The organism is Gallalistipes aquisgranensis (assembly GCF_014982715.1).
Classification (GTDB): domain Bacteria; phylum Bacteroidota; class Bacteroidia; order Bacteroidales; family Rikenellaceae; genus Gallalistipes; species Gallalistipes aquisgranensis.
In genome coordinates, this window is record NZ_JADCJY010000001.1 from 1,078,251 (window position 1) to 1,105,210 (window position 26,960).

General features: G+C 54.5%; 25 protein-coding genes and 1 tRNA gene. 14 read left to right on the forward strand and 12 right to left on the reverse strand.

The genetic code is table 11. The annotated features are described in order from the left end of the window. Window positions 1-53 precede the first annotated feature (53 nt). Window positions 54-1,421 carry a dipeptidase gene (locus INF32_RS04125; protein WP_226387142.1) on the forward strand — a complete coding sequence of 456 codons (1,368 nt, stop codon included), beginning with the start codon at window positions 54-56 and terminating at the stop codon, window positions 1,419-1,421. A gap of 97 nt (window positions 1,422-1,518) precedes the next feature. Here the strand turns inward: INF32_RS04125 and INF32_RS04130 are convergent, their stop codons facing one another. The 4 genes from INF32_RS04130 to INF32_RS04145 all read right to left on the reverse strand — a co-directional run bounded on the left by INF32_RS04130 (window position 1,519) and on the right by INF32_RS04145 (window position 6,855). Beyond that, the gene (locus INF32_RS04130) at window positions 1,519-2,814 is read right to left on the reverse strand and encodes a cysteate synthase (RefSeq protein WP_226387143.1); all 1,296 of its coding nucleotides are present in this window, start codon (window positions 2,812-2,814) and stop codon (window positions 1,519-1,521) included. Window positions 2,815-2,948: 134 nt separating this feature from the next. Next, on the reverse strand, window positions 2,949-4,079 hold the full coding sequence (nspC, locus tag INF32_RS04135) for a carboxynorspermidine decarboxylase (RefSeq protein WP_226387144.1): 1,131 nt from the start codon (window positions 4,077-4,079) through the stop codon (window positions 2,949-2,951). A 118-nt stretch (window positions 4,080-4,197) separates the two neighbouring features. Next, window positions 4,198-5,517, reverse strand: a complete 1,320-nt coding sequence (locus tag INF32_RS04140) for a hypothetical protein (protein ID WP_226387145.1) — start codon at window positions 5,515-5,517, stop codon at window positions 4,198-4,200. Between the two features lie 144 nt (window positions 5,518-5,661). After that, the gene (locus tag INF32_RS04145) at window positions 5,662-6,855 is read right to left on the reverse strand and encodes a saccharopine dehydrogenase family protein (RefSeq protein ID WP_226387146.1); all 1,194 of its coding nucleotides are present in this window, start codon (window positions 6,853-6,855) and stop codon (window positions 5,662-5,664) included. Window positions 6,856-7,019: 164 nt separating this feature from the next. On the opposite strand from INF32_RS04145, the gene INF32_RS04150 reads away from it, so the two are divergent. From INF32_RS04150 to INF32_RS04170, 5 genes are all read left to right on the forward strand, one after another. Continuing rightward, window positions 7,020-7,092 (forward strand) — tRNA-Lys (locus INF32_RS04150). An 82-nt stretch (window positions 7,093-7,174) separates the two neighbouring features. Beyond that, window positions 7,175-7,687 (forward strand): hypothetical protein, encoded by a 513-nt coding sequence (locus tag INF32_RS04155; RefSeq protein ID WP_226387147.1) that lies wholly within the window; start codon window positions 7,175-7,177, stop codon window positions 7,685-7,687. Between the two features lie 202 nt (window positions 7,688-7,889). Further along, window positions 7,890-8,771 (forward strand): DUF3737 family protein, encoded by an 882-nt coding sequence (locus INF32_RS04160; RefSeq protein WP_226387148.1) that lies wholly within the window; start codon window positions 7,890-7,892, stop codon window positions 8,769-8,771. 17 nt (window positions 8,772-8,788) lie between these two features. Then, the gene (locus tag INF32_RS04165) at window positions 8,789-10,234 is read left to right on the forward strand and encodes an MATE family efflux transporter (RefSeq protein ID WP_226387149.1); all 1,446 of its coding nucleotides are present in this window, start codon (window positions 8,789-8,791) and stop codon (window positions 10,232-10,234) included. After that, the gene (locus INF32_RS04170; RefSeq protein ID WP_226387150.1) at window positions 10,224-11,384 is read left to right on the forward strand and encodes a MalY/PatB family protein; all 1,161 of its coding nucleotides are present in this window, start codon (window positions 10,224-10,226) and stop codon (window positions 11,382-11,384) included. The genes INF32_RS04165 and INF32_RS04170 overlap by 11 nt, the downstream gene beginning before the upstream one ends. A 69-nt stretch (window positions 11,385-11,453) precedes the next feature. Here the strand turns inward: INF32_RS04170 and INF32_RS04175 are convergent, their stop codons facing one another. Together INF32_RS04175 and INF32_RS04180 are read right to left on the reverse strand one after the other, a co-directional pair. Next, entirely contained in the window at window positions 11,454-12,641 is a 1,188-nt protein-coding gene (locus INF32_RS04175) for a sugar transporter (protein WP_226387151.1), read from the reverse strand. Between the two features lie 175 nt (window positions 12,642-12,816). After that, complete coding sequence (locus INF32_RS04180) at window positions 12,817-13,407, reverse strand: DUF4251 domain-containing protein (RefSeq protein WP_226387152.1); 591 nt, start codon at window positions 13,405-13,407, stop codon at window positions 12,817-12,819. A gap of 340 nt (window positions 13,408-13,747) precedes the next feature. Here INF32_RS04180 and INF32_RS04185 point away from each other — a divergent pair, with 340 nt between their 5' ends. The 5 genes from INF32_RS04185 (at window position 13,748) to INF32_RS04205 (ending at window position 17,385) form a co-directional block, all read left to right on the forward strand. Continuing rightward, window positions 13,748-14,158 carry a pyridoxamine 5'-phosphate oxidase family protein gene (locus INF32_RS04185; RefSeq protein ID WP_226387153.1) on the forward strand — a complete coding sequence of 137 codons (411 nt, stop codon included), beginning with the start codon at window positions 13,748-13,750 and terminating at the stop codon, window positions 14,156-14,158. Between the two features lie 115 nt (window positions 14,159-14,273). After that, a complete protein-coding gene (locus INF32_RS04190; RefSeq protein ID WP_394368327.1) occupies window positions 14,274-15,131 on the forward strand; it encodes a bifunctional methionine sulfoxide reductase B/A protein in 858 nt (285 codons plus the stop codon). Between the two features lie 66 nt (window positions 15,132-15,197). Next, the gene (locus INF32_RS04195) at window positions 15,198-15,761 is read left to right on the forward strand and encodes an NADPH-dependent FMN reductase (RefSeq protein WP_226387155.1); all 564 of its coding nucleotides are present in this window, start codon (window positions 15,198-15,200) and stop codon (window positions 15,759-15,761) included. A 39-nt stretch (window positions 15,762-15,800) separates the two neighbouring features. After that, on the forward strand, window positions 15,801-16,568 hold the full coding sequence (locus tag INF32_RS04200) for a YaaA family protein (RefSeq protein WP_226387156.1): 768 nt from the start codon (window positions 15,801-15,803) through the stop codon (window positions 16,566-16,568). A 4-nt stretch (window positions 16,569-16,572) separates the two neighbouring features. Further along, window positions 16,573-17,385: a nitroreductase family protein gene (locus tag INF32_RS04205; protein ID WP_226387157.1), complete on the forward strand. Its 813-nt coding sequence runs from the start codon at window positions 16,573-16,575 to the stop codon at window positions 17,383-17,385. 33 nt (window positions 17,386-17,418) lie between these two features. Here the strand turns inward: INF32_RS04205 and INF32_RS04210 are convergent, their stop codons facing one another. The 3 genes from INF32_RS04210 to INF32_RS04220 form a co-directional block, all read right to left on the reverse strand. Then, entirely contained in the window at window positions 17,419-17,868 is a 450-nt protein-coding gene (locus INF32_RS04210) for a DoxX family protein (protein ID WP_226387158.1), read from the reverse strand. Between the two features lie 7 nt (window positions 17,869-17,875). Then, a complete protein-coding gene (locus tag INF32_RS04215) occupies window positions 17,876-18,685 on the reverse strand; it encodes an SDR family NAD(P)-dependent oxidoreductase (RefSeq protein WP_226387159.1) in 810 nt (269 codons plus the stop codon). Between the two features lie 67 nt (window positions 18,686-18,752). Then, window positions 18,753-19,757, reverse strand: a complete 1,005-nt coding sequence (locus INF32_RS04220; protein ID WP_226387160.1) for a cation diffusion facilitator family transporter — start codon at window positions 19,755-19,757, stop codon at window positions 18,753-18,755. A 359-nt stretch (window positions 19,758-20,116) separates the two neighbouring features. Here INF32_RS04220 and INF32_RS04225 point away from each other — a divergent pair, with 359 nt between their 5' ends. From INF32_RS04225 to INF32_RS04235, 3 genes are read left to right on the forward strand one after another with little or no spacing between them, the layout of a single operon-like run. Then, the gene (locus tag INF32_RS04225) at window positions 20,117-20,638 is read left to right on the forward strand and encodes a YtfJ family protein (RefSeq protein ID WP_226387161.1); all 522 of its coding nucleotides are present in this window, start codon (window positions 20,117-20,119) and stop codon (window positions 20,636-20,638) included. Window positions 20,639-20,659: 21 nt separating this feature from the next. Continuing rightward, complete coding sequence (locus INF32_RS04230; protein ID WP_226387162.1) at window positions 20,660-21,865, forward strand: BamA/TamA family outer membrane protein; 1,206 nt, start codon at window positions 20,660-20,662, stop codon at window positions 21,863-21,865. Between the two features lie 2 nt (window positions 21,866-21,867). Next, entirely contained in the window at window positions 21,868-23,601 is a 1,734-nt protein-coding gene (locus tag INF32_RS04235) for a lipid A phosphoethanolamine transferase (protein WP_226387163.1), read from the forward strand. A gap of 91 nt (window positions 23,602-23,692) precedes the next feature. Here INF32_RS04235 and INF32_RS04240 read toward each other — a convergent pair whose 3' ends face one another. The 3 genes from INF32_RS04240 to INF32_RS04250 form a co-directional block, all read right to left on the reverse strand. Then, the gene (locus tag INF32_RS04240) at window positions 23,693-24,163 is read right to left on the reverse strand and encodes a copper resistance protein NlpE N-terminal domain-containing protein (RefSeq protein ID WP_226387164.1); all 471 of its coding nucleotides are present in this window, start codon (window positions 24,161-24,163) and stop codon (window positions 23,693-23,695) included. A gap of 118 nt (window positions 24,164-24,281) precedes the next feature. Next, on the reverse strand, window positions 24,282-24,455 hold the full coding sequence (locus INF32_RS04245) for a histone H1 (RefSeq protein ID WP_226387165.1): 174 nt from the start codon (window positions 24,453-24,455) through the stop codon (window positions 24,282-24,284). 94 nt (window positions 24,456-24,549) lie between these two features. Further along, window positions 24,550-26,952, reverse strand: coding sequence for a GumC family protein (locus INF32_RS04250; protein WP_226387166.1), 2,403 nt, complete (start codon window positions 26,950-26,952; stop codon window positions 24,550-24,552). Between the last annotated feature and the right edge of the window lie 8 nt (window positions 26,953-26,960).

Genomic DNA, 26,960 nt, shown 5'->3' on the forward strand with positions numbered 1-26,960 from the left:
TTATTTAACCGGAAAATCCTATATTTGAGAAATCACACAAACCATCTGTATTTATGAAAAAAACCATTGATTATATCCGGGCAAACCGGGAACGTTTCGTCGAAGAACTTTTCGGTGTGCTGCGCATTCCTTCGATCAGCGCGGAAAGCCGCCACAAGGACGACATGGTACGCTGTGCGCAATGGCTGGCCGAATCGTTGCTCAAGGCGGGCGCAGACATGGCCGAAGTGATGCCGACCGAAGGAAACCCCGTGGTGTATGCCCAAAAGATCGTCGATCCGGCCAAGCCGACAGTATTGGTGTACGGCCATTATGACGTGATGCCGGTCGATCCGGTCGACCTGTGGCACACCGCCCCGTTCGAGCCCGTTATTAAAGAGGGACGTATCTGGGGACGCGGGGCCAACGACGACAAGGGCCAGTCGTTCATGCATGTCAAGGCATTCGAGGCGATGACCGCCACGGGCGAACTTCCCTGCAACGTGAAGTTCATGATCGAAGGAGAAGAGGAGATCGGTTCCGAACACCTCGGAACATGGTGCTCGGAGCACAAAGAGATGCTCGCAGCCGACGTCATACTGGTCTCCGATACCAGTTTGTTGGCGTGGGATACTCCCTCGATTACCTGCGGATTACGCGGATTATGTTACATGGAAGTAGAGGTTACGGGACCTGACAAAGACCTGCACTCCGGTCTTTATGGCGGGGCTGTGGCCAATCCAGCCAATGTACTGGCGCGGCTGATCGCTTCGCTGGTGGACGAAAACGGTCATATCACGATCCCTCATTTCTATGACCGGGTTCGAGAACTCACTCCTGCCGAACGCAAAGATTTCAATAAAGCACCCTTTTCACTTGAAAGATACAAAGATGCGCTTTCAATCGGCGAAGTGGAAGGAGAGGCAGGTTACACCACGATGGAGCGTACGGGAGTACGTCCGTCACTTGATGTGAACGGTATCTGGGGTGGTTATACGGGAGAAGGTACCAAAACAGTCATTCCATCGAAGGCCTGTGCGAAAATTTCCATGCGGTTGGTCCCGGACCAGAGCTTCGAAGAGATTGCCAGGCTATTCACCGCTCATTTCGAGGCTATTGCACCGCCCAGTGTAAAGGTAAACGTAAAGACACTGCACGGAGGAGAACCCTATGTTTCCCCAACCGACCTGCCGGCCTACCGAGCTGCGGCACAAGCCATTGAAGATACTTTCGGGAAGACTCCCCTGCCCTTCTATTCCGGCGGCAGCATTCCGATTATCAGTACGTTCGAAAAGGTTCTCGGACTGAAATCCATCCTGATGGGCTTCGGTCTCGACCGGGATGCGATCCATTCTCCGAACGAGAGTTACGGTTTGGAAAACTTCTACCGCGGCATCGAAACGATCGCATGGTTCTACAAATACTTTGCGCAATTGCGGTGACCGCATCCGGTTCATATAGAAAAGTGCCCGCATTTGCGGGCACTTTTCTATATCCATCTCCATGACACCCCACCAGGGTTCCTTCCGAAAATCGAAACTACCGGGTAAAGAGTGCCTCGACCTTTTCGACCACCTCTTCGGGCGAAGGATCGAGAGGAAATACAAGCGAAGGGGTCAGATTCCAAAGTGTTTTACCCTGCTGGAACAGTTTTTCCCCACCTCCCGTAATGTTGAGCATCACGGTGTCCGAAGGTTTGACACGTCCCTCCCTGACCGAGGCGATCAGCGATGCGGTCGCTACGCCGGCTGCCGAATAGATGTCGATTCCTTCGGTCGCCAGAAAAATATTGATCGCGGCCCGGGCCTCTTCATTTGTCACCTTGAGGATGTCCCCGTCCGTATCTTTCAGTGCGTCGTAAAGTCCTCCGGCGATGCCGTAAGGAGGCTTGCGATTGGAGAGCACCTTGGCGTCGATGGACTCGGCATCCAGTCGGGCCTGGTCGTCGTCATAGGGCAACAACTCGCGGGAATCGGCCTTCCATGCATTGTACATGGGCAGGAACGGTGCGTTCTGCGATACGATCAATTTCATCTTATGTTTACCGAACCGACCGTCCTCTATCAGACGAATATTGGCCTCCCAGGCCGCAATGGCTCCCGTACCGCTGCCCACAGCCTGGAAATAGAAGTCCGGAATCCGGCCGATATGAGTCACGGCAGACAATACCGTGGTAGCCATTCCGTCGCGGCGGGCGATGTTCTTGGCTCCTCCTTCGGCAATAAATTTGTCGGATTTGAGCACCAGATTGCTCAAGTGAATGGCATCGAAATAGTCCCCCCCCTTCCGTGCGGCGATCAGTTTCACACAGTCGTCAAGGGGATGTTCGAACCAGAGAGCCTCCAGATTATCCTCCGGCACGCTCAACAGCAGAGGAATGTGGTTGTCAGAGCAGACTTTGGCAAATGCCCGGGCCGTATTTCCGGCCGAAGCCACCACCAGCACCTTACCGCAATCGGGATTGAGGCGGCCACATACGGAGTAGGCCTCCGTCTCCTTGAACGAACAGGTGGTCATCCGCGCCCCGATCCGGGGATAATAACCGTTGAATGTAATGTAAAGATTTTCCAATCCCAGTTCCTCGGCCAATCCTTTGCTCTTGTAGGTCACGGGCGCACTCGATCCTTTCAGGATACGACGCACGGGCAACCAGTCGCAAAAACGATACAACCCGTAGCTGTCGTCTTTGGGGGCCAGCTGCCGGCTCTCATAGTCGGCACGGATCAGCGACGGATGCGGACACAGCGAATCTTCCAACATCCAGCCGTCATCGGGGAAAAGACGTCCCGTCGCGACATTTTTCAGAGAATATCCGGTAGCAGTGAAATTTTTCATTCGAATCGGTTTTGTTCTGATTAAAAATACACACAAATATAGGGCAAAATCGGATGACAGAGCCTTTTAAAAGGCTTCAAATCATCGTCCCGATCCCAAAATACGTCTTTATACTTACTTGGTTCGTACGTATATTATGACATGCGGTCTCGGTAATCCTCGTATCCGAAACGACGTACCAAACGGAAGGCACCGTCCTCCCCCACGATCCCGATCGAAGGATGCGTCACGCCATTGAACATGGTGGTTTTCACCATCGTATAATGAATCATGTCTTCGAAAACGATCCGGTCTCCGGGTTCGGGGTCTTTTCCAAATGCCCAGTCCCCGCAGAAATCGCCCGCCAGACAACTATTCCCTCCCATTCGCCAACGTTTTTCGCCCGGAGCAGGGGCGTGTGCGCCGACGATGGCCGGTTTGTACGGCATTTCCAGACAATCCGGCATGTGACAGGCGAACGAAACGTTGAGCATGGCCGTATGTACGCCTCCGTTGCAGACTACGTCTTCTACTGTAGAAACCAACCACCCCGTGCGCCAGGTAAAGGCACTGCCCGGTTCGAGAATCAGCCGCAGATTCGGATGGCGCTCACGGAAACGGAGCAGAATCTCCACGAGACGATCCCGATCGTAATCCTCCCGGGTCATCAGGTGCCCGCCACCCATGTTGAGCCATTTAATCCGGGGCAGGAAATGTCCGAAACGGTCCTCGACCGCATCGAGCGTACGGGCCAACTCTTCCGGACCGCATTCGCACAGCGTATGGAAATGTAGTCCTTCCACTCCCCGCGGCAACACGGGGAGCGCCTCGACCGGAATACCCAGTCTCGAACCGGGAACACAAGGATTATAGAGATCTGTTTCCACCGGAGAATAACCCGGATTGATCCGCAAGCCGCAGGAAATGCCCCGCAGGATGGCCTGCGGGCCGAACCGTTCGAACTGGGCTACGGAATTGAAAGTGATATGATCGCTGTACTGCATGATCTGCCCGAACTCCGCATCGGTGTACACGGGCGCATAGGTATGGGCCGGGGAGCCGAACTCGTCACTGACGAGACGGGCTTCCGCCACGGAACTGGCCGTCGCACCGGCTGCGTACCGGCTCATCAGAGGAAACACGCTCCACATGGCGCAAGCTTTCAGTGCCACGATAATCTCCGCACCGGACCGGCGCTGCACGTCAGCAATGGTCTCCAGATTCCGGCGGAGCAGTCCCTCATCGAGCACGAAGCAAGGAGAAGGAATCTTTGTAAAATCAATCATCGGGATAAATTTACGGACAAAGGTACGAAAAAGAAGCAGCATGAACAACGAATGCTCCGCACAATGAAGAACACCGCCTTTGGGCGGTGTTCTTCATTTCACTTCGGCGGCCGGGAACTCATTCGGCATCCAGAATACTGCCGATATCGAAAATGTAAAGCTGGCGGCCACCGCTCATGGGACCGTCCACAATCACCCTCCGGCCGTCCTGCGTACTGCGGGGATGCGTGTCGCAGCGCCATTCGCCCTGGAAGGCTTCGGGCGAATAGAGTTCCGCGATGGGTACGCGCCGGCCCGTAGGCTCATGAAACAGATATACCGACTGCATGCGGTTTTCATCCGGATAGGTATCGTTCAGAATCCAATCATTGTAAGGTGCAGGCAGATACGTACAGTGACCGTTGAGCGGCATCTGCTCCTTCCCGATCTGCCGAATATCCGGAGTTTCGCTGTCCCGGAAAAGATAGAATCCGAACCCTGTCTCCGGCAGTTTGGTCCAGGCCAGAATATGCTCGGCATCTTTCCAGATAAAATGCGAGGTGTAGTTGTAGGGGTCGATAATCCGGACATCTTTCCCCTCGGCCGACGCAGTAAGCATCTGCGTGCCGAATCCTCCTACGTCTTCATACTGCGCATTGCGCAGGGAGTCGGGGAAGCGCCAACGGTGCAGAAATTCGAAACGGCTACCGTCGGTGTTGTACAACAGATGATTGAACCAATGTTTGGCCTCCGAGTAGTCATCCAGAGGATTGGGGATGGCGGCGATTTGGGCCAGAGAAATAATCAGCTCCGATTCCCCCGTTTCGAGATTGATCCGCCAGATACCCGAATCTTCCGGAGCCAGTACATCCCGGTTGGGGTCGGGAATACCGGCATAACCATATCCGGGGCGCGTGTCGTTCACCCGGCGGTAATCGGTCGTGACGGCCCATTTCCCGTCGGGACTGAGGGCATATACGGCCCGGGGAATCGTACGCATCTCCCGGGTTTCGATGTCCATGATGCGACAGACGAAATTGTCGCCCTCCTTGTCGTTCCACAAGACTTTGGAATCGGTCCCGGGGATGAACTGCAACTGGCAGCCCTGCTGCCACCCCCAAGCCTCCGACTTGCCGAGCTCGATCCACTTGCATCCGTCTTCCAGATCAACCATGCCGATTTTGATCACATCGTCGCCCGTCGGGGAACGATGCTGGAAATCGGTCTGCATACTGAGCACGTAACGTCCTGTCGGATCGCACTCCTGTTTGTCGTAATAGGCGAACCAATGGTATTTCGGACCGAAAGTGATCTGCTTGACAGGCACATGGAAAACCGAAAGGGAATCATAGGCCGCAATACGGTCGTTGTCGGGATCGGCAAACAAGTCCTGCGATTTAGGCCCGCTGCAACCGGCCAGCAATGCCGCAGCCGCCGAACAGAGAAAAATTTTCTTCATGTTTGAGATAGTTAGATTGAACTTCAGGATAGTATCTTTTTACAAAGATAGTTTTTTCAGCGGAGTTTCCGGCCATTGTTTCCAATAAAAAAACAGACCCCGGCAAATCCGGGGCCTGTCGGCAAAATGTCATGTCGCAGAACCCTAATCCACCTCCAGGTCCACATCGAACTTCTCGACCCAGGGCAATCCCTGCGGCCCGAGTTCCGCCAGAAACGGATCGGGATCGAACTCTTCGACGTTATGTACACCCGGCTTTTCCCAAAGCCCTTTGGCGAACATGGCCGCTCCCAGTGCCGCAGGCACACCGGTCGTATAACTCACAGCCTGCGTCCCGGTCTCACGGAATGCGGCTTCATGGCTGCAATTATTATAAATATAGTAGGTGCGCTCCTTCCCGTCCTTGATACCGCGGATACGGCAGCCGATCGAAGTTTCACCCGTATAATTCTGCCCCAACTCCTTCGGATCGGGAAGCACGGCTTTCAGGAACTGGATCGGCACGATCTCCATGCCGTTGTATACGATCGGGTCAATACGGGCCATTCCTATGTTCTGTATCACGCGCAAGTGGGTCAGATACTCCTGCCCGAAAGTCATCCAGAAACGAGCCCGTTTGATGGAGGGATAGTTTTTCACCAGTGACTCGAGTTCCTCGTGATAAATGACGTACGATTCGCGCGGACCGATTTCCGGATAATTGAGCGGACGATGGATTTCGTGCGGCTCAGTGGTAACCCAACGGCCGTTTTCCCAATAGCGTCCTTTCTGGGTGACCTCACGGATATTGATTTCCGGATTGAAGTTGGTGGCGAAAGCCATACCATGATTGCCTGCATTGCAATCCACGATGTCGAGATAGTGAATTTCATCGAAATAGTGCTTGGCCGCGTACGCCGTGAAAATAGCAGACACTCCGGGATCGAACCCGCAGCCCAGAATCGCCGTCAGTCCGGCCTTTTCAAAACGGTCCCGATAGGCCCATTGCCAGCTGTATTCAAATTTGGCTTCGTCCTTGGGCTCATAATTGGCCGTGTCCAGATAGTTGACCCCGCACTCCAGACAGGCATCCATAATGGTGAGGTCCTGATAGGGAAGCGCCACATTGATGACGATGTCCGGTTTGAACGACCGCATCAGGCCACAAAGCTCGGGCACGCTGTCGGCATCCACCCGGGCCGTTTTGATTCGCCCTCCGCCGACAGCCTCGGCTATGGCGTCGCATTTGGATTTGGTACGGCTGGCCAGCATAATGTCCGTAAAAACGTCATTGCGTGCCACCTTGTGCGCGACGACCGTTCCAACGCCGCCCGCTCCGATAATAAGAACCTTACTCATCGTTCCGTTTTATTCGTTTGAAATAATTGCCATTCAGTTTGCAAAAGTATGCTTTTTTAAATACGGGCGCAACCCCGACAGGAACAAAAACCGATAAAAAGAGAAAACATTTTTGGTAAAACAAAAAAACTCCCTATATTTGCACCACGAAAAACGAAACATGGGATTCAGTAGCTCAGCAGGTAGAGCACAACACTTTTAATGTTGGGGTCCTGGGTTCGAGCCCCAGCTGGATCACTGGAAAATTCCAAACGCCTTAAATCCTAAAGAATTTAAGGCGTTTTTGCATTATCTTCACGACGAATCAACCTACCCCGATATGAAATCCCTGTGTTTTATACTCACTATCGCCCTGGCCATGGCTATTTCTGCCGATGCCCAAACACATTACAAACATTTGAATAGATTACCCCAAGCAAAACGCGACAGTGTTCTGTTGGCCGTTTCCAAACAAGCCATAATGACTTTCGGGCCGGGATATTACAGAGAATATAAAACCTCGATAGAAAGAACAACTTATCTCAATCATAAAAAAACAAAAAAAATACCTGCATACCTGGTAACTTATTATTATGATCCTACCAAAGAATTATTGGGATGGGATTATGCCGCTAAAGTAATAATATATGAAAATACAGGAGAAGCAACTAATGTCATGTTCGGCAACGGATGGGGATTGAAATACCTGGATGATTCGACAAAGATGAAAAAACCGTACCCGCAAATCAAATATCACTCGTATCCGCTTGAAAAAACAAACGACGGGAATATCAATTTTATCCAGGGAACCGATGACAAGGAACTCCCAGACCATGTAACCGAGAAAAAGTGAGAATCGGAACACGATTTTATGCAGCACGGAACGATCACGATAAAAACGACCGCCAGAAACCGGTATCGACAATTTTTCCACAATCCGTAATTCAGGTAAATATGCAGGGAAAATGTCTACAAAAAATCGTCTATCCCGTACTACCTTTGTCATCAGGAAAAACAAACATGATCCTGAAACAGATAATTGCTCCGATACAATAATGGAAACCATAAAGAATACTTCGTTCGGAGGCGAGCGGCCACTGTTCGCCACCCATGATCTCCGACTGGAAAACGTCACCATCCACCCGGGAGAGTCGGCGCTCAAGGAGTGCCGCAATATAGAGGCCGTACATTGCGAATTCCAGGGAAAATATCCGTTCTGGCACAATGACGGGTTCATCGTCCGCGACTGCATTTTCAGGGAGGGGGCCCGGGCGGCGCTCTGGTATTCGCACGATTTGCACATGACGGATACGCTGGTCGAAGCGCCAAAGATGTTCAGGGAAATGGACGGCATCTACCTCGAAAACGTACGGATACCCGACGCGGAAGAAACTCTGTGGCACTGCCGCAACGCCGTGCTGAAAAACGTAGAGGTGGAGCGGGCGGACTACCTGTTCATGCACAGCGAAAACATCCGCATCGAAAATTACCGGCAACAGGGCAACTATTCGTTCCAGTATTGCCGGAACGTGGAGATTCGCAATGCCGTTATCGACTCGAAAGACGCTTTCTGGAACACGGAAAACGTCACGGTGTACGACTCCGTGCTGAACGGCGAGTACCTGGGCTGGCACTCCCGCCGGCTGCGCCTCGTCAACTGCAAAATATCCGGAACGCAACCGCTCTGCTATGCTCACGACCTGATCATGGAGCATTGTACGATGGCCGACGATTGCGATCTGGCATTCGAATACTCCGGACTGCACGCCACCATAGACGGTCCCGTCCGCAGCGTCAAGAATCCCCGCACCGGAAGCGTTGTCGCCGAGAGTTACGGAGAGGTCATCCTCGACGGAAACATCAAGGCTCCGGCCGACTGCGAGCTGAAACTCAGGAACGGCAGTTCGTTCTCTTCTGCCTCCTGCGCGGCAAAATAGCCGGAGTGAGGGCGGTAATGACAAAGAAAGCGAATAAAACCGACCGGCTACTGGCGTTGATCCGTAACGGAAGAAGAATGACGCTGAGGCAGCAGCTGCAACTGACTGCCTACCTCAGCGTACCCTCTATTATCGCCCAGTTTTCGTCCATCGCCATGCAATACGTCGATGCTTCGATGGTGGGACACCTCGGGGCGAACGCTTCGGCCTCCATCGGGCTGGTATCCACCACGACATGGCTGTTCTGGGGTGTGTGTGCGGCAGTAGCCACGGGCTTCTCCGTACAGGTGGCGCACCTAATCGGAGCCGGCGATTTCGTCCGGGCACGGCAGGTACTCCGGCAGTCCCTTACGGCGACCCTGCTGTTCAGTTTCCTGCTGGCGACAGCCGGCATGTCTATCAGCGGAGCCCTGCCCCGCTGGCTGGGCGGAGATCCCGTCATTCGGCACGACGCATCGCTCTATTTTCTGATATTCTCGCTGTTTCTGCCGGCCCTTCAGATGAATTTCCTGGCGGGCGGCATGCTGCGATGCAGCGGCAATATGCGGATACCGAGCCTGCTGAACGTACAGATGTGCCTTCTCGATGTGGTATTCAATTTTTTCCTGATATTCCCCACCCGCCGGGTGGAGATACTGGATTTCAGTTTCACGGTTCCCGGCGCGGGACTGGGCGTTGAGGGAGCGGCCCTGGGCACGGTACTCGCCGAACTGATCACTGCCGGACTGATGCTGCGTTACTTGTGGTACCGCTCCCCCGCTCTGAAACTGGCGGGAGAGAGCGGCAGGTTCCGCCCCGAAACGAAAACCCTGCGAAAAGCGACCCGCATAGGACTTCCCATGGGACTGGAGCATATCGCCATTTGCAGTGCCCAGATCATGACCACGGTCATCGTGGCTCCGCTCGGCGTCTTCGCCATTGCGGCGAACTCGTTCGCCATCATAGCCGAAAGCCTGTGCTACATGCCGGGCTACGGCATCGCCGACGCCGCCACGACGCTGGTCGGCCAAAGCCTCGGCGCCGGCAGGAAAAGATTGGTCCGGCGTTTCGCCAACATCACGGTCCTGTCGGGCATGACGATCATGGGGACGATGGGAGCCGTCATGTATGCGGCGGCCCCTCAGATCATCGGAGCGATGACTCCCGTCGGCGAAATCCGTTCGCTCGGGGTCATGGCCCTGCGCATCGAGGCGTTCGCCGAACCGATGTTCGCCGCGGCTATCGTCGCGTACGGGGTGTTCGTCGGGGTCGGCAACACAATCGTACCCAGCCTGATGAATCTCATCAGCATCTGGGGCGTCCGGCTGATGCTGGCTGCGCTGCTCGCTCCGACCATGGGACTGAAAGGCGTGTGGCTCGCCATGTGCGTCGAACTCTGCTTCCGGGGAACGATATTTCTCGTCAGGTTATGGCGGGGAAAATGGATAGATCATTCTAAAAATACGATCAGTCATGAAATATGATTTCGACGAAGTGATTCCCCGAAGGGGAACGAACTCCTACAAATGGGACACGCCCGCCGAAGAGGACACGCTGCCGATGTGGGTGGCAGACATGGACTTCAAAACGGCTCCGGCTGTTATCGAAGCATTGCAGCGACGTGTGGGCCACGGCATTTTCGGGTACACGAAAGTACCTGAAACCTACTACGATGCAGTCGTGAAATGGTTCGGACGGCGGCATCGCTGGACGATCCGGCCGGAATGGATCGTCTATACGACAGGTGTCGTCCCAGCCCTCTCCGCCGTCATCAAGGCGCTGACCGAACCGGGCGACAAGGTGATCGTGCAGACCCCCGTTTACAACTGCTTCTACTCGTCGATACGCAACAACGGATGCGAAATGTCGGCCAATCCCCTGCTCTACCGCGACGGACGTTATACGATCGACTTCGGCGATCTCGAAGCCAAAGCCGCCGATCCGAAAGCCAAACTGTTGCTGCTCTGCAATCCGCACAATCCGACGGGAAGGGTGTGGACTCCGGACGAACTGCGGCATATAGGCGACATCTGCCTGCGGCACGGGGTTTTCGTGGTAGCGGACGAAATCCACTGCGAACTTACCTACGACGATCACGACTACACCCCGTTCGCATCGCTGTCCGAACGCTATCTTCTGCATTCCGCGACCTGCATATCCCCGAGCAAGGCATTTAACCTCGCCGGGCTGCAGATCGCAAATATCATAGCTGCCGACGGGAATGTCCGCCGCCGCATCGACCGGGCGATCAATATCAACGAAGTATGCGACGTCAATCCGTTCGGCGTGGAGGCTACCATGGCCGCCTATAACGAGAGCGAAGGATGGCTCGACGCGCTGCGGTGCTATCTGTGGGGGAACTACGAATATCTCCGACAGCTGTTCGAAGAGCGCCTGTCCCGTTACCCCGTACTGCCGCTCGAGGGTACTTATCTGGTCTGGATCGACTGCCGAGCAACCAGTCTCGGTTCGGACAGGACCACCCTCCGGCTGCAGGAAGAGCAAAAACTGATGGTCAACTCCGGAACGCTCTACGGCCCCGGCGGAGAGGGATTCATCCGACTGAACATCGCCTGCCCCCGGGCTGTTCTGGCCGACGGGCTGGAACGGATGGCCCGTGTTTTCGAACGGTGAGACCCGACGGCAGAAACAGGCTTAAACGACCTTGTCCGCCCTGCGCTGTCACCCTGTTTCCGGACATCGTCACGATGCTGTCCGAAGAATCGGCAACAGTTTCCTGAGACAATATATGGCCGCAGCGACTGCTGTCGTCCCGCCCACATAACCGATCCAGGCGATCGAAAGATCGGAACAGACGATACCGCCCACCAGCGCCCCGCTGCCGATTCCCAAATTGTAGATGCCCGAATAGACCGACATGGCGACGGCCGTGGATTTCGGGGCGAATCGTATAATCTCAGACTGGAAAACGAGATTGAAAATCGTAATGGCCAGCCCCCACCCTATACACACCAGTATGACCGTACCGTGAGCGAACGAAGCAGGCCGTAACAGCAACAGGGCGACGGAGATGCCGATAACGGCGAACCGGACGAAAGTCTCCCTGTATTTCCCGTAATAACGGGAGAACAGGATGCTGCCGGCAATTCCGACCACACCGAACAGGGTCAGCACCCATGTTACCCATCCGTCACCCATGTGGGCCACCTGCCCCAGAAACGGTTCGATATAACTGTACCCGGTGTAATGGGCCGTGATGAGCACCAACGTCAGGAGATAGATGCCCAGCAGCGCCGGCTTCTCGATCAGGGCAGGCACCTTGCGCAGCGAAATGGCGCTGTCGCTCTTCATTTTCGGAAAAATCCATGCCAGCAATGCCAGCACGACCGCAGCGGCGACCGCAATGTAAAAGAAAGTCATACGCCAGCCCGCGTGCAGGCCGATAACCCGCCCCAACGGCAGCCCCACGATCATGGCGACGGAAGTTCCCGTAACGATGAGCCCCAAAGCCGCCGAACGGTGTACCTTCGGTGCGGCCCGCACGGCAAGCGGCGAAGCGATGGACCAGAATACAGCATGGGCACAGGCCACACCGATCCGGGAAGCCATCAACATCGGATAGGAGGTCGAAAGGGCCGAAACCAGATGACTGACAATAAACAGCCCGACCACCGTCAACAGCAGTCTGCGGCATTCCACCCGGGACACGAGCAGCATCAACGGCAGCGAAGCCATCGCCACGACCCAGGCATAGACGGTAATCAGCAATCCCGCCGCGGCTTCCGTCGTGTGAAAATCCCGCGCGATGTCGCTGAGCAGACCGATCGGGACGAATTCCGACGTGTTGAACACGAACGCTGCCAGCGTCAACCCGATGACCGGCAGCCATTTTTTCAGGAGAATCCTACTCCGAACCAGATGGCGATCCATATCCGTACTCGACTTCAAATCCGGCGGCAAAAATACGCGAACTTTCCGAAATCCGGCCGACGGACCGAAAAAAACATTTCGGGAACCTCAATCCGCCGCACCTTCCGTGCATCAGAAAAGGGAAGTCCCGCAGAAACTCGTTTGCGGGACTTCCGGCCTCAGCGGCAGGGACGGATTACAGAGCCGTTCCCTTGAAGACATTGGTTTGCGAGATCGGATAGAGGTTCCCGTAAACCGTAATGGTCCGCGAATTGAAATTGGGGACGACCGTCGCCATCGCCTTATTGCTCCCGGGCCATAGGGTAACGGACACCTGGGCCGAAATACCTACCCCCACCACACTCATGGTGAGCGTCAGGTTGCCCCGCTTGTCCTCGCTGACGGAGACATTCGACGGAGCGCCCTCGACCGTGACTCCCCCGATACCGTTGGGACCGGCAAAAATCGTATTGAAGGCTATCTGTACCGTCGCCTTGTCTTTGTTCATGGAGATGAAATTGGTGTTCTGATCGACATACGCCATCGCTCCCCGGCGGAACATGATCTGATCCGCCTTTATGACGAAGGTACTGTCGTACAGAGAGACCGCCGCATTGTGGTACAGCACGGAGTCCATCACCATCTGCAGTTGCTTTTCCTTCTCTTTCTTATCCTTTCCCGCCTGTGCAGCCTCCTTACGGGCCTGCTCCAGCCTCTCAGCCGTGATCTGCGCCTGGGTCGTCGACACTGCAGCGGCCATCAGGACTATCAAAAACAATCTTTTCATACTTAATTCTCTTTTTAATTTTAATATCCATACGATCAAAAGCCATTCCAAAAAGCTAATAACTAAGCGTTTCGACCGAGTTTTTTATTGTGCGGAAAACAAAAAAGAAAAGCAACGATCCTGTTTTCCCGCTCCTATGCCCGCAGAGCCGCACTCCTTCCTTTTTTCTGTACGGTTTGTCAAACGGCCATCGTTTCGACAGAAATATGACAGTCCGGCATATTCTCCGCGGTCCGGCAGTAAAAACAGAGAAAAAAACACGGCCCGTTTTCGCCGGATACACTTTTTTCACTCCAATTTTCAGACCGGTTGACTATCTTTGTCCGTATAATTCCGACAAATGATGGAGACGATACGGCAAAAGGCAGAACGGATGCTCGACCGCACCGAGACACTGGTCCTCGCCACGGTGGACGAAAAAGGGTTCCCGCGCCCCGTCCCGATGGTCAAACTCTATTCGGACGGATTCGGGGAGATATGGTTCTCGACCGATACGGAAGCGGAAAAAGTGAGCCACCTGCGGATGAATCCCCGTGCAGGTATCTGCCTGTACGAACGGGGCAACATGGTGGCGCTGACAGGAACGGCCGAAGTGATCGACGATCCCGAAACGAAAAGACAGATGTGGCAGGAGTGGATGATCGCCCATTTCCGGGGCGGAGAAAGCGACCCTACATATTGCCTGATCCGTTTCCGCGCCACCGGAGCTACCTACTGGATCGACCGCAGGGCGGGAAGGGAGACCCTGTGAAGAGTCGCAGGCAGGATTTTTGCAGGAAATTCAAGAAAACGAAAACAACGGCATGAAAACGATTCTGATTGCATTGTCGATCCTCGGTTTCGTTCTGCCGGCCATAGCGCAAACCATGAAAAAAGAGCTTACCGAAGAGGAAAAACGAATCATTCTGCACAAAGGCACCGAAGCCCCCTTCTCGGGTGAATACTGCAATTTCAAAGGCAAAGGCATTTACCGGTGCAAAGCCTGCGGAACACCACTCTACCGATCCGGAGACAAGTTCGATTCGGGATGCGGATGGCCCAGTTTCGACGACGAGATACCGGGAGCCGTACGGCGAACGCCCGACGCCGACGGGAGACGTACGGAAATCACCTGCGCCCGGTGCGGCGGCCATTTGGGCCATGTCTTTCTGGGTGAAGGACTGACTCCGAAAAACACGCGCCACTGCGTGAACTCGCTTTCGCTCGAATTCGTCCCGGAAGGAAAGGAGCGGAGAACGGAGAGAATGGAAACCGCCATCTTCGCCGGGGGATGTTTCTGGGGCGTGGAATACATGATGGAGAAAACGCCCGGGGTGCTTTCCGTGGAATCGGGATATATCGGAGGTAAGACGGATCATCCCTCTTACGAAGAGGTCTGTTCGCACACGACGGGACATGCCGAAGCCATACAGGTAATTTTCGATCCGACAAAAGTCTCTTACGAGACGTTGGCCCGGCTTTTCTTCGAAATACACGACCCCACGCAGTTGAACCGTCAGGGTCCCGATGTGGGCGATCAGTACCGCTCCGAAATATTCTACACCACGCCCGCACAAAAAGAGATGGCCGAACGGCTCATTCGGACACTGAAGGAGAAGGGTTACGACGTAGTGACCCGCGTCACACCCGCCGCCACGTTCTGGAAAGCCGAAAACTATCACCAGGACTACTACCGGCGCAAGGGCACCCGACCTTATTGTCACGGTTATACGAAACGGTTCTGAAACACCTCTTTTGCCACGGGAAAAAGATTTCGTTTTTCCGGACGTTTCGCTACCTTTGCCGTAAACATGAAACCTATGAAACACATCGCCATCCTCTCATCCAGCGTGCGGGAAGGGCGGCTCAGCCACCGCGCCGCACTTTATATCCACCGTTATATCGAAGATCACTATCCGGCAACGGCTGAAATTCTCGATCTGAAAAGTTACGGATTTCCACTGTTCGACGAACGACTGGCCTATCAGAAAAACCCTTCCGAAAAGCTGCTGGATTTCACCCGGAGATTGATGGGAGCCGACGGAATCGTCATCGTTACCCCCGTCTACAACGCCAGTTTCCCGGCGGCACTGAAAAACGTGATCGACCTCTATTATGCGGAATGGAAACGGAAACCCGTCGGAATCGTCTCCGTCACCTCGGGCAGCGTACCGGGTATCGCCACCGTCCAGCAACTGCAAACCCTGCTGCTGAAACTGGGCGCACTCGTACCTCCCGTCCTTGCCACGGCCATCCAGGCCGCCGAAACCTTTACGGAGGACGGAGAGGGAGGACCGGCGGCGGAACGGACGGTACGCCCGCTGCTCGGAGAGTTGCTGTGGCTCATGGAACGGACGGAATCCCCGTCCGTTTAGGCACTCTATTTGCACGTCGATCCCGAAAATTCGCAGACCATGCTGATTCTTCTGTCACCGGCCAAAACCATGAATATGGAGCCGCAGGAGAGGCGACTCCCTTCATCGCGGCCCCGATACGAAAAGGAGGCGGAATACCTCGCTTCTGAGATGCGGAAATTCTCCGCTCCGCAATTGGGAAAACTGCTGAAAATAAACGACAGTCTGGCTCAGGTCAATTTCGAACGTTACCAGCGTTTCGGTTCGGCCTCCAATCCGGAAAAACAGGCCCTTTTCGCTTATGACGGCAGCGTATTCCGGCACATCGACCCGGCAGGAATGACGGACGACGACCTTCTGTATGCCCAGGAACGCCTGCGCATCGTCTCCACCCTGTACGGCCTGGTCCGTCCGCTGGACCTTATCCAGGCCTACCGGATCGCCTTTACGCTCCGCCTCGGCGACAGAAATGGCGATCTGTACGATTACTGGTATCCGAAACTGACCGAGCCGCTGATCGAAACGGCCCGCAAAGCCGGCGATATCGTGATCAACCTGGCAAGTCAGGACGTTATGGCCGCCTTGGACACCGACCGGATCAGGCAACAGGTCGGCATGATCGACGCCGAGTTTCAGGAACACCGAAACGGCCGTTACGAAACGGTGCGAACCTATGCGAAAATGGCCCGGGGAGAGATGACCCGGTTCATCCTCCGTAACCGAATCGAATCGCCGGAGGGGATGAAAGCGTTCGGCTGGAACGGTTTTGCCTTCGACGAGCGGCTCTCCTCCCATGAAAAGATAATTTTTACCCGCGAAAAAAAGTGACACCATGCTGATTCACGTATCCGACCGGTGTATCCGCTGCGGCCGCTGCAAAGCCGTCTGCCCTACCTCCATCATAGAAATGACCGATAGCAAACCGTTCATCGAAGAGAGAGACGAAGGCCGGTGCATCGTATGCGGCCATTGCGTGGCCGTCTGTCCGGAAGAGGCGCTCGACCATCGACTGGCCCCGCTCAAAGAGCAGACAAAAATGAAAAAGATCCCGGCGGCAGGTCCTAAGAAGACACGTACCCTGTTGCGTTCGGTACGTTCGGTCCGCGTTTACAAAAAAGACGAGGTGGACCGGAAGATAGTCACCCGGATCGCGGATACCGCCCGTTTCGCACCTACCGGCCTCAATTCGCAGGACGTGACTTTTCTGGCGGTCATGGAACGGGAAACCGTGCAGGAACTATCCCGCCGCACGATGGAATGGATGAAAAAAGCGTCCGCATCCGGGGCGGAATGGTCCATGTCTTACGGAAAACTGTTCTCCGAAGAAAAGAATGCGAAAAGGGACCCTGTCTTCCGGGGAGCTCCGCACGTACTAATTGCCCTGGCCGACAGTTCCTCCCCGTACGGCACGGACAACGCCTGTATGGCAATGGTCTACGCCCGTATCCAGGCCACGGCGATGGACATAGGCACATGCAGGGCCGGTTTTTTCGAACAATATGCCCGGGCGGAGCCCCGGGAAGTGGCCGCCCTGCTCCGGCTGCCCGAAAAGCGGATCGTAGGGGCGGCTGTCATGCTGGGATATGCGAAATACACATACCGCAGACTGCCCGACCGGGACCCGCTGAGGATCGAATTCATCTGACGAAAAAACCCTGCCCGGACAGGGATTTTTCATCTATCGGTCGCGGCGCTCCCACCGCTCCAGTCTCCGCCATAGCAGCATGTCGAGGGAGAGACGTCCGGGACCGCCTATCAACAGCACGACGAACATGCCGAAATAGAGCAAAGCGAGTTCGGAGGTTTCGAGCGCGAAGGCAGGATAAGTACAGAAGGCTGCGATCCACATGGAAAACAGCAGGGGCAAAAGCGCCAGCCGGGTAAAAAGGCCCAGGATCACCAGCAGGGAACAGACAGTTTCGACCAGCGTTATCATCACGAGCGACGCGGTACTGCCCCAGCCTATGGGATCGGGAAATGTAGCGGAAAGCCTGGCGAAACCGGCGATTTTGGCACAGCCGTGCGTCAGCATCAGCCCGCCGGCCAACAGCCGCAGCAGGAGCAGAGCCAGTCCGGGAGCCTTGCGGGCGAGTACCAGACCTGCGAATGAAACGAAAGAGCGATTCATCGGCATATCATTTATTTTCGGAAATATTGAAAATCTCGACCATATCCTCCACCGTCGGGTTGTGACAGCTCATCCCACCGTCGGCCACGATGTTCTGTCCGGAAATATAACGGGCATCCTCGGAGGCGAGAAAGGCGATCGTCGCCGCAATGTCTCCGGCTTCGCCCAGATAACGCACGGCATTGTATTTCAGAAATATTTCCCGCAGGTTTTCCGGAAGGGCTCCCGTAGCGGCCGGGGTCATCACGAGCCACGGGGAAACGCAGTTGCAACGGATACCCTTTTTCCCGTACTGGGACGCGACATAGCGGGTGAGATTGATCACCCCTGCCTTGGTCATTCCATAAAGCGAGCCGCGGAAATCACCCATCAGTCCGCTGATCGAAGCGACGTTGACGATCGCCCCCCGTTCCCGCTCCAACATGGAGGGCAACGCGGCCTGCATGGTGACGATCATGCTGCGCAGATTGGCATGAAAGATCGTATCGAAATAATCCGTATCCAAATTCAGGATGTCCAGATCACGGTCCAGATCGGTAATTCCGACATTGTTGACCAGTACGTCGATTCTGCCGAACCGGGCAAGAGTCCGTTCGACGATCTGGCGGCCGCTGCCCGCATCTTCCGCATCGAAAAAGAGCGGAAAGGTTTCGCCTCCCTTTTCATTCAACGCTCCGGAAAGAGCGGTGGCGCCCGCCAGGTTGTAGTCGGCTATGGCCACGCGGGCCCCTTCCTCCACGAACCTCTCCACGGTCGCCCGTCCGATACCGCGCGCTCCGCCCGTGACCAGCACGGCAGTATGTTCAAATCGTCTCATCGTGCAATTGTGTTTTATGTGGTAACGGAATCATCTTCTGCAAAAGCAGTTCCAAAAATAATCGGAACTAAGCTTCGCGCTCCTCGTCCGGACGGGTCACCTCGTGGAGGGTGAGCGCCAGCGGCGATGTGAATGCGGCCGTCCGGTAAGGACAGTCGGGCATGGCACAACGGGAACATTGTGAGACGCGGCAGGGATCGGAATGGATCGAGACCTGCACCCTGTTTCCGAAGCCGGCAGCGATGGTGTCCCGGAGACGGTCGCAGGCCGTATGCCCCTGTACGATATCGTAATACCACGGCAGGGTCAGATCGCAATCTATGTAGAGGAAACTCCCGTACCGGATCGTCTTCAGATTATGCACGTCCACCCAATCGGGCTCCCGACTGGCAGAAATCGCTTCGGTCATGGTCTCCAGCACCTGCTCGTCGGCCTTGTCCATAAGGCCGGAAACGGTTTTGCGCAGAATGGAAAACCCCGTCACCACGATAATTCCGCCGAAAAGCAGGGCCAGTGCACTGTCGATCCAGCCGATGCGGGTGAAATAGAGCAGGAGCAATCCCGACACCAGACCGATCGTAGAATAGGTGTCGGACTGCAGATGCCGGCCGCCCGCGACCAGTGCGATGGATTCATATCTTTTACCGACCCGGATGCTGTACCATCCCATGACGTAGTTGACCGCACCCGCCACGGCGATGATGACGATCCCCACATCCAGCTTTTCGACCGCAGAGGGAACGAACAGCCGTTTGACCCCTTCGAATATGATAATCAGACCGGCTGCCATGATCATCAACCCTTCGACCGACGCGGAGATCAACTCCACCTTCCCGTGACCGAACGGATGACTGTCGTCCCTGGGTTTGGCCGACAGGCGGATGCTGTAAAGACTGATGAAACCCGCCGTGACATTCACGATACTCTCCATGGCATCGGTCAGCACCCCCACCGAATTGGTCAGGAAAAAGGCCATGAATTTGCCCGCGAGCAACAGCACCGACACCGTGACGATATAGGTCTGAATCCTCAGTTTGAGGGTATCCTCTTTCGATATGGTATTTTCGGCCATCTTTTTCGATTGAAAGGCAAAGTTAACCATATTCCGCGGAAAACCAAGAGTTTCTCCGGCACTGGAGCAGGAAGGCCGTAAATCGGAACGCCTCGGCCGCAGAGCCACAGACCTTTCCGCAAACGTCCGGCGGTCCAGGCAGACCACCTCTGGCGATCGTCAGCCTTGCAACAGAGAAAAAAACGTTCCGAAAAGCAGACGACCTGCTTTTTAGACCATAAATAAATACTTTCAGACCATGAAAGTGCCTCCGGCAAATCGGGGAAAAATTGTCTGCCCGGATTTTAATTCGTACATTTGCACCGATTTTGGTTGTCACGTACTTTTTATTGACGAAACCGTAATGTAATTTTTCAGTTATGATGAAAATACGCAATCTGATGCTTCTGCTCCTGGCAGCCGTCTGCAGCACCTCTGTCGCCCAAACTTCCGCGGAGACGGGGAAAGTGGGCCCGGTGGAAATACGCGACGCCAGCAACGAACCCGTTGCACTGCCCGACCTGGGGAAAAAGCACCTGCTCATTTTCTATATCGACCCGGACCATGCCTCCCAGAACGAAAAATTCAGGGAAGACCTCGAGAAGAACCAGATCAACAGCCCCAACATCCACTCGTTCGGTGTCATCAATCTGAAAGACGCCCCCATGTTGCCCAACGCAGTGGTGAGGGCCATGATCCGCAAAAAAGCCAAACAGACCGGAGCCACGATCTACACCGATCCGGACCACTTGTTGCGCGATGCATGGAAATTGGGCGACGTGAATGACAAGTTCACCCTGATTTTCGTCACCAAGGAGCGGAAAATCGAATACCTGCGCAAGGGGGAACTGACTCCGGAGGACATCCGGGAGTTTTACCGGATCATCGGCAAATACAAATAATCGTCAGCTAAACGGAACCCTATGAACGGAAAGTCGATCGTCGCTCTCCTATTCGCCGTCTCGTTATCGTCCGGTGTTTCGGCGCAGGAACAAATTCCGGCAGCCGATTCCGCAGGCCGCAGTACCGTCCCTGCGGAGACGGTTCTGGCCTCGGATTCCGTCCCCGCAAAACGGAATCACTTCTTCCGTCGTTTCTACAACTATTTCAAAAACGCCAACGAGGACAAGACCCTCACCAAGAAGTTCGATTTCAGCGTGATCGGCGGTCCCCACTACTCTTCGGACACCAAACTGGGACTGGGACTGGTCGCCGCAGGCCTTTTTCGCATGGACCGTACCGACATGATCACTCCGCCCTCGAACATCTCGCTGTTCGGCGACATCACGACCACCGGATTTTACCTGTTGGGCGTACGGGGCAACCTGATCTTCCGCGACACGAAGCACCGGCTCGATTTCACGACCTACTTCTTTTCGTTCCCGAGTGCCTTCTGGGGCATCGGGCACTACGCCGCCGAACACAACACCCCCAGTTCTTACAAGCGTTTCCAGACCCAGTTCAAAATCGACTACATGACCCGCGTAGCCCGGAATCTCTACGTAGGCGTGAACGGCAGTTTCCAATATGTGGCCGGCAGCAATTTCACCAACATCGAGCAGTTGGGCGGACAGAAAACATTCTACACCAACACGGGCCTCGGTGCATTCGTTCTCTACGACTCCCGGGACGTCATCAACAACGCCTACCGGGGAATATACGCTAAAATCGACCAACGTTTTTTCCCGAAATTCATCGGCAACAACGGTACGTTCTACCATACAGAAGTCAACTTCAATGCCTACCACAAACTCTGGAAGGGAGCCGTAATGGCATATGATTTCTACGGGGTGGTCAACAAGGGCGATACGCCGTGGACGATGCTGGCCCTGCTGGGCGGTTCCTACCGGATGAGAGGCTATTATGAAGGACGCTACCGCGACAACGACATGGTGGAGATCCAGGCCGAACTCCGGCAGCGTATTTACGGACGCAGCGGAGCGGCCGTATGGGTCGGGGCCGGCAATGTATTTCCCAATTTCGGGAGTTTCAAACTCAATCAGACGCTGCCAAACTACGGAATCGGATACCGATGGGAATTCAAGAAACGGGTCAATGTCCGTCTGGATTACGGGTTCGGCAAGCGGGGAAACAACAGTTTCCTGTTTCAGATCAACGAAGCATTCTAGTCATGAATTGGTTCAAATCATTCATTCACAGGCTGTTTTCCACTCAAGAGGGCATTCTGGCCGTATTCGTGGCCGTCATGCTGGTACCCGACCTTTTTCTGGCCTACACAGAGCCGTACCGCCTCAGTACGGTACTGGCTTCGCTGTTGCTGCCCGGAGCCTTCTATCTCCTGTGGGCCCTTATCGCCCGGCGCCCGGGAGGCATGATGCTGGCCGCCCTTCCCTTCATGATACTCGGGGCGTTCCAACTAGTGCTGCTCTATCTGTTCGGCGACTCGATCATTGCCGTAGACATGTTTCTGAACGTATTCACGACCAACGTATCGGAAGCCACCGAATTGCTCGGCAACATCTATCCGGCCATTATCGGCGTATGTGTGCTCTATATCCCCCTGCTGGTTCTGGCCGTACGCTCTCTGCTGCTCAAGCAACGGTTGAACGGCCGCTTCCGGGCCAAAGCGGCGCTGACAGGCTGTGTCATGGCGTTAGGCGGATGCGTCTGTCTGGTCGCATCGAAGGCAGCCAATCCGGAATTCGGCGTGAAATACCATATCTTCCCGGCCAATGTGATCTACAATATCCAACTGACCCTGGAACGTTGGAAACTCAGCGAAAACTATCCCGAGACTTCGAAGGACTTCCGGTTCGATGCGACTAAACGGAGCGATTCGGCCCATAGGGAAGTATACGTGCTGGTGATCGGCGAAGCCTCGCGGGCAGCCAACTGGCAGTTGTTCGGTTACGGACGGCCAACCACGCCCGACCTGGCGGGAACCGACGGAGTGGTGCCGTTCAGCGACCTGCTCACACAGGCCAATGCCACGCACAAAAGCGTTCCCATTATCCTCTCTCCCGCATCGGCTGAAAATTACAGTGATATATACAAACAGAAAAGCATCATCTCCCTCTACAAGGAGGCAGGATTCAAAACGCTGTTCATTTCGAACCAGGTCCCCAACCGTTCGCTGATCGACTATTTTGCGGCGGAGGCGGACAGGAGAATCGACATCTCTCCCCGGGAAAACGATCTGATCACGGAAAACCGCTACGACGGTGATGCCCTGCCCCACCTGCGCGAAGCGATCGTTTCGACCGACAGCAATCTGCTGGTAGTAATCCACACATACGGTTCGCATTTCGACTACACCAAACGGTACCCCGCCTCCTTCTCCCGTTTCACTCCGGATGCCGTATCTTCGGTGCGTTCCAGTCGGGAGAATCTTGTCAACGCCTACGACAACAGCATCGCCTACACGGATCACGTACTCTCGGAGATCATATCCACGCTCGATTCCGCCGACGTATGTTCGGCCCTGCTTTACTGTGCCGACCACGGTGAAGACCTCATGGACGACGAACGCGACCGTTTCCTGCATGCTTCCCCCATCCCGACCTACTACCAACTTCACATCGCCGGGCTGGGTTGGTTCTCAGATCGGTACCGGGAGTCATATCCCTACCGTTACGAAACGGCCCGGGCTAACAGGGAGCGACCTGTGACGACCGCTTCCATATTCCACACAATGGCCCAGATCGGAGATATCGAAAGTCCGTATATCGACTCAACCCGCTCGCTCGTCAGCAATTCTTTCCGCAACTTGCCCCGCATGTATCTGACAGATCACGCCAAAGCGGTGGAATTTTTCAACACAGGTCTCAAGGAGGAGGATTTCCGGATGTTGGACAAACATCGTATCGAATACGACAAGGAAAATGTCAAAAAGATAAAATACTGATTCTCTGCCGACCGAAACCTAACCAATCTGAACCGGAAACGGGAGTCTGCGAACAGACTCCCGTTTTTCCACCACTAACCGACGAGTTCCCCTATTTGAGTTTCAGCGTATAGTTCAATCCGGAAACAGGATGCTCCATATTGCGATTCAGCAAAGTGAGCGTATTTCCCTTGTACAGGAAATTCATCCGGTTGAGCGAATCCCTCGGACTGAGTTGATAGACCGTGGCGTCGTTGTGCTCGGCATCGCCGCGCAGGGTGATCCAATGTCCGGACGTGACGAACGTGGTATCTTTGCCGTTCGCAGCCTCCAGGTAGGTCATCGACAGTTCGTAAACTCCCGTCCCGCTATACTTCTGATTCCAAAGTGTCAGCTTATAGTCGATACCGGGACCGTCGGCTGCTGGCAAAAGCCCCGCATAGACCCGTTCGACAACCGGCCCCAACTGTTTGTCGATAACCAGCGAATCTCGAATGGATACCGATTCCTGCTGACGGTCCCCCCGGGTACCGCAGGCGACGAAGAACAAAGAGATAATACATGCAAAAATAACCCGTTTCATTTTCGTATAGTATTGATTGTGCGACACTATCAGCAAATTCCAAACCAATGGAGCCCTAAAAAGGGAAAAAACAAAAACGCCGACAAGGATGCCGGCGTTTTCTCTCGGTTGAAAGACCTTATTTGGAGGCTTCAACGGATACTTTCCTGAACTCCTTCAGCAACTTCGAAAGCTCCAGAGCGGCTTTGCGGGCACGCGTTCCGGCTGCTTTGTTGTTCTTGGTGAGCTGCAAATTGGCATTCTCGGTAAAAAGGGCGATCTGCTCGTTGATCTGATCCACTAATTTTTGCATAATCGTAATTGTTATTTGGGTTATTAAAAATATTCCAGATACAAAACTAAGGAAAAAAACAGTTTTACAAACTTTTTTTTGCGATTTTGAACGCCTAAAGCCGGAAAAAACGCTTTATTTTCTTTCCCAAACGCTCTTTACGGCGATTTCCGGTTCCATGCTCCCCATACTGTCCCCCATATCCATAATGGTAGCCGTACCCGTAACCATAGTTGTATCCGTAACCATAGCCGTAACGGCTGGAAGAAGTCGCATCGGAAAGGATGATCGCCATATTCTTCAGCGTCTTATTGACCCACAACGCCTGGATAGACTCGAGACTACGTCTGTCGGAACGTCCCACACGTATCGTATAAAGCGTCAGGTCCGCCACCCGGTTTGAAATTACGGTATCGGCGACCAGACCCACGGGCGAAGTGTCCACCACAATATAGTCATAATCCTCACGCAACGTTCTGAATGCCTCGTCGAGCCGTTTGCTGATAAGCAACTCGGCCGGATTGGGAGGAATGGCACCTGCGTAGAGAATGTCCACGCCCTCCACTTCACCTTTCGAAATCAGGCTCCGGATGTCATTTTCCTTTCCAGCCAGATAATTGGAGATTCCCTTGTGATGGGTCGAATGTCCGAACTTTTTGGCCAGCGTCGATTTACGGAGGTCCAGATCAACCAACAGGATTCTTTTGCCGGCAATGGAGAGAGACGAGGCCAGATTCATCGACAGGAAAGTCTTGCCCTCGCTGGGAATCGTCGAGGTCAGCATAATAACTTTCCGGTCTTCTCCCGTCATCATGAAATCCAAATTGGTCCTTACGATCCGGAAAGCCTCAGAAACGATGTCACGGCTGTTTTTCTCCACGATGCGATCGGACATTCCCTCCTCCTTGGACGGAATCTCGCCGATGATGGGCGCCTTCACGACAGCCTCCACATCTTTCCGGCCCCGAATCGAAGTGCGCAACTGGTCGATCAACAGCAACACGCCCACCGGAAGCGCCAATCCGAACAGGAACGAAGCAAGAAGAATGACAGGGACTTTAGGGGAAACCGGAATACCCGTGCTCGAAGCAGGGTCAATCACTTTGGCGATCGGCACCGCCGAAGCCAGTTTCAATCCGTTCTCCTCTCGCTTGTTCAGAAGGAACAGATAGAGAGACTCCTTGATCTTCTGCTGCCGCATGATAGACTGCCCCTCCTTTTCGAGGGTCGGCACGTTACGCACCCGGTTGCTGATCGACTTTTCCTGGGCTGCCAACGACTTCTGGCGGATCAACAGCGAGTTATGCAAATTCCGGATAGACTCCTCCAGCGAAGACTGCATGTTGAGTATCTGGGCATTGAGCTCCTGAATGACGGGGTTCTGACTCACGTCGCCGCTTGCCAACAACCGGTTTCTCTGCAATACCATCTGATTATACAACTCGATGCTGCCGTTCAGCGCAGGGTCCTCGATTCCGATATTGGTCGGCAGGAGGGCATACTGCCCCTTGTATTGCCGGACATATTTCCCCACACTCTCCACCAGACTGATCTGAGTCGCCACATCCACGGACAACTGCTCATACTGGGAAGCCGAATTGAGAAAAATTCCCGACTCGGAGACGATATCCACCGACTCGTTATCGCGTTTGAAGCGCTCCACGTCTCGATCGACCGTTTCCAGTTCATATCCTACCACCCGCAGCCGCTCGTCGATGAAGTCGGCCGTATTCTGCGCCGCCCGCCGTTTGTCGTCGATGGCGTCCTTGTTATATACGTCGATCAATCCGTTGATGATGTCCGTAGCTTTCTGGGCCACGGGTGCCGTCAGCGAGAGCTGGATGATGCTGGTCGTTTTACTGGCCGGAGCACTCGCCAGTTCGGTTGCATACCGCTGCGCCACTTTGAACGGATTGGCTACCCGTACGACAATGGAAGCGTCCGGATAAGAGGAGAAGTTCGTCCGTTTGTTAACCGTGAACGTAACGCTGTCCTGGGTCACGGGAACACCGTAAGGATGGGCTTCGGAAGGACCGTCGTCCACCTGGGCCACATACTCCGTATCGGACTTCAACCGGAGCTGAACCGTAAAACGCCGCTTCAAACTGTCGGGGACTACCAGTTCGACGGGCGACAGCAGACTGTAAATCTCCTGGGTACGCAACCTGCCGTCGATATAATAGGAGATATGGGCCTTCAGGTTTTTCACCACCTTCAGCATAAGCGTGCGGGATTTCAGCACCAACACCTCGTTGTCCACCGATGAGGTCGATTTGAACAGGCCGCCGCCGGAAAAATCGGTAATATCGGCCGAAGCGTCGCGCATATAGTCCTCATCGACCCGTATGGAAGCGGAAGACACATACATCCGGGTCATGGTCTGCGTCAGCAGATATCCCGTTCCGAAGCACAACACTACGGAAATAAGGAACCACCCCCAATTATTCAGAAAAAAATCGAGTATTTGCCGCAGAGTGATCTCCTTCTCCTGCTGTCCGGCTGTTTCGTTGTTCTCCATACTCTCCT

What these genes read in the sequence shown, in the direction of transcription:
- INF32_RS04125 (WP_226387142.1), top strand. Translation starts at nt 54, where the DNA reads ATGAAAAAAACCATTGATTATATCCGGGCAAACCGGGAACGTTTCGTC.
- INF32_RS04130 (WP_226387143.1), bottom strand. Translation starts at nt 2,814, where the DNA reads ATGAAAAATTTCACTGCTACCGGATATTCTCTGAAAAATGTCGCGACG.
- nspC (WP_226387144.1), bottom strand. Translation starts at nt 4,079, where the DNA reads ATGATTGATTTTACAAAGATTCCTTCTCCTTGCTTCGTGCTCGATGAG.
- INF32_RS04140 (WP_226387145.1), bottom strand. Translation starts at nt 5,517, where the DNA reads ATGAAGAAAATTTTTCTCTGTTCGGCGGCTGCGGCATTGCTGGCCGGT.
- INF32_RS04145 (WP_226387146.1), bottom strand. Translation starts at nt 6,855, where the DNA reads ATGAGTAAGGTTCTTATTATCGGAGCGGGCGGCGTTGGAACGGTCGTC.
- INF32_RS04155 (WP_226387147.1), top strand. Translation starts at nt 7,175, where the DNA reads ATGAAATCCCTGTGTTTTATACTCACTATCGCCCTGGCCATGGCTATT.
- INF32_RS04160 (WP_226387148.1), top strand. Translation starts at nt 7,890, where the DNA reads ATGGAAACCATAAAGAATACTTCGTTCGGAGGCGAGCGGCCACTGTTC.
- INF32_RS04165 (WP_226387149.1), top strand. Translation starts at nt 8,789, where the DNA reads ATGACAAAGAAAGCGAATAAAACCGACCGGCTACTGGCGTTGATCCGT.
- INF32_RS04170 (WP_226387150.1), top strand. Translation starts at nt 10,224, where the DNA reads ATGAAATATGATTTCGACGAAGTGATTCCCCGAAGGGGAACGAACTCC.
- INF32_RS04175 (WP_226387151.1), bottom strand. Translation starts at nt 12,641, where the DNA reads ATGGATCGCCATCTGGTTCGGAGTAGGATTCTCCTGAAAAAATGGCTG.
- INF32_RS04180 (WP_226387152.1), bottom strand. Translation starts at nt 13,407, where the DNA reads ATGAAAAGATTGTTTTTGATAGTCCTGATGGCCGCTGCAGTGTCGACG.
- INF32_RS04185 (WP_226387153.1), top strand. Translation starts at nt 13,748, where the DNA reads ATGATGGAGACGATACGGCAAAAGGCAGAACGGATGCTCGACCGCACC.
- INF32_RS04190 (WP_394368327.1), top strand. Translation starts at nt 14,274, where the DNA reads ATGAAAAAAGAGCTTACCGAAGAGGAAAAACGAATCATTCTGCACAAA.
- INF32_RS04195 (WP_226387155.1), top strand. Translation starts at nt 15,198, where the DNA reads ATGAAACCTATGAAACACATCGCCATCCTCTCATCCAGCGTGCGGGAA.
- INF32_RS04200 (WP_226387156.1), top strand. Translation starts at nt 15,801, where the DNA reads ATGCTGATTCTTCTGTCACCGGCCAAAACCATGAATATGGAGCCGCAG.
- INF32_RS04205 (WP_226387157.1), top strand. Translation starts at nt 16,573, where the DNA reads ATGCTGATTCACGTATCCGACCGGTGTATCCGCTGCGGCCGCTGCAAA.
- INF32_RS04210 (WP_226387158.1), bottom strand. Translation starts at nt 17,868, where the DNA reads ATGAATCGCTCTTTCGTTTCATTCGCAGGTCTGGTACTCGCCCGCAAG.
- INF32_RS04215 (WP_226387159.1), bottom strand. Translation starts at nt 18,685, where the DNA reads ATGAGACGATTTGAACATACTGCCGTGCTGGTCACGGGCGGAGCGCGC.
- INF32_RS04220 (WP_226387160.1), bottom strand. Translation starts at nt 19,757, where the DNA reads ATGGCCGAAAATACCATATCGAAAGAGGATACCCTCAAACTGAGGATT.
- INF32_RS04225 (WP_226387161.1), top strand. Translation starts at nt 20,117, where the DNA reads ATGATGAAAATACGCAATCTGATGCTTCTGCTCCTGGCAGCCGTCTGC.
- INF32_RS04230 (WP_226387162.1), top strand. Translation starts at nt 20,660, where the DNA reads ATGAACGGAAAGTCGATCGTCGCTCTCCTATTCGCCGTCTCGTTATCG.
- INF32_RS04235 (WP_226387163.1), top strand. Translation starts at nt 21,868, where the DNA reads ATGAATTGGTTCAAATCATTCATTCACAGGCTGTTTTCCACTCAAGAG.
- INF32_RS04240 (WP_226387164.1), bottom strand. Translation starts at nt 24,163, where the DNA reads ATGAAACGGGTTATTTTTGCATGTATTATCTCTTTGTTCTTCGTCGCC.
- INF32_RS04245 (WP_226387165.1), bottom strand. Translation starts at nt 24,455, where the DNA reads ATGCAAAAATTAGTGGATCAGATCAACGAGCAGATCGCCCTTTTTACC.
- INF32_RS04250 (WP_226387166.1), bottom strand. Translation starts at nt 26,952, where the DNA reads ATGGAGAACAACGAAACAGCCGGACAGCAGGAGAAGGAGATCACTCTG.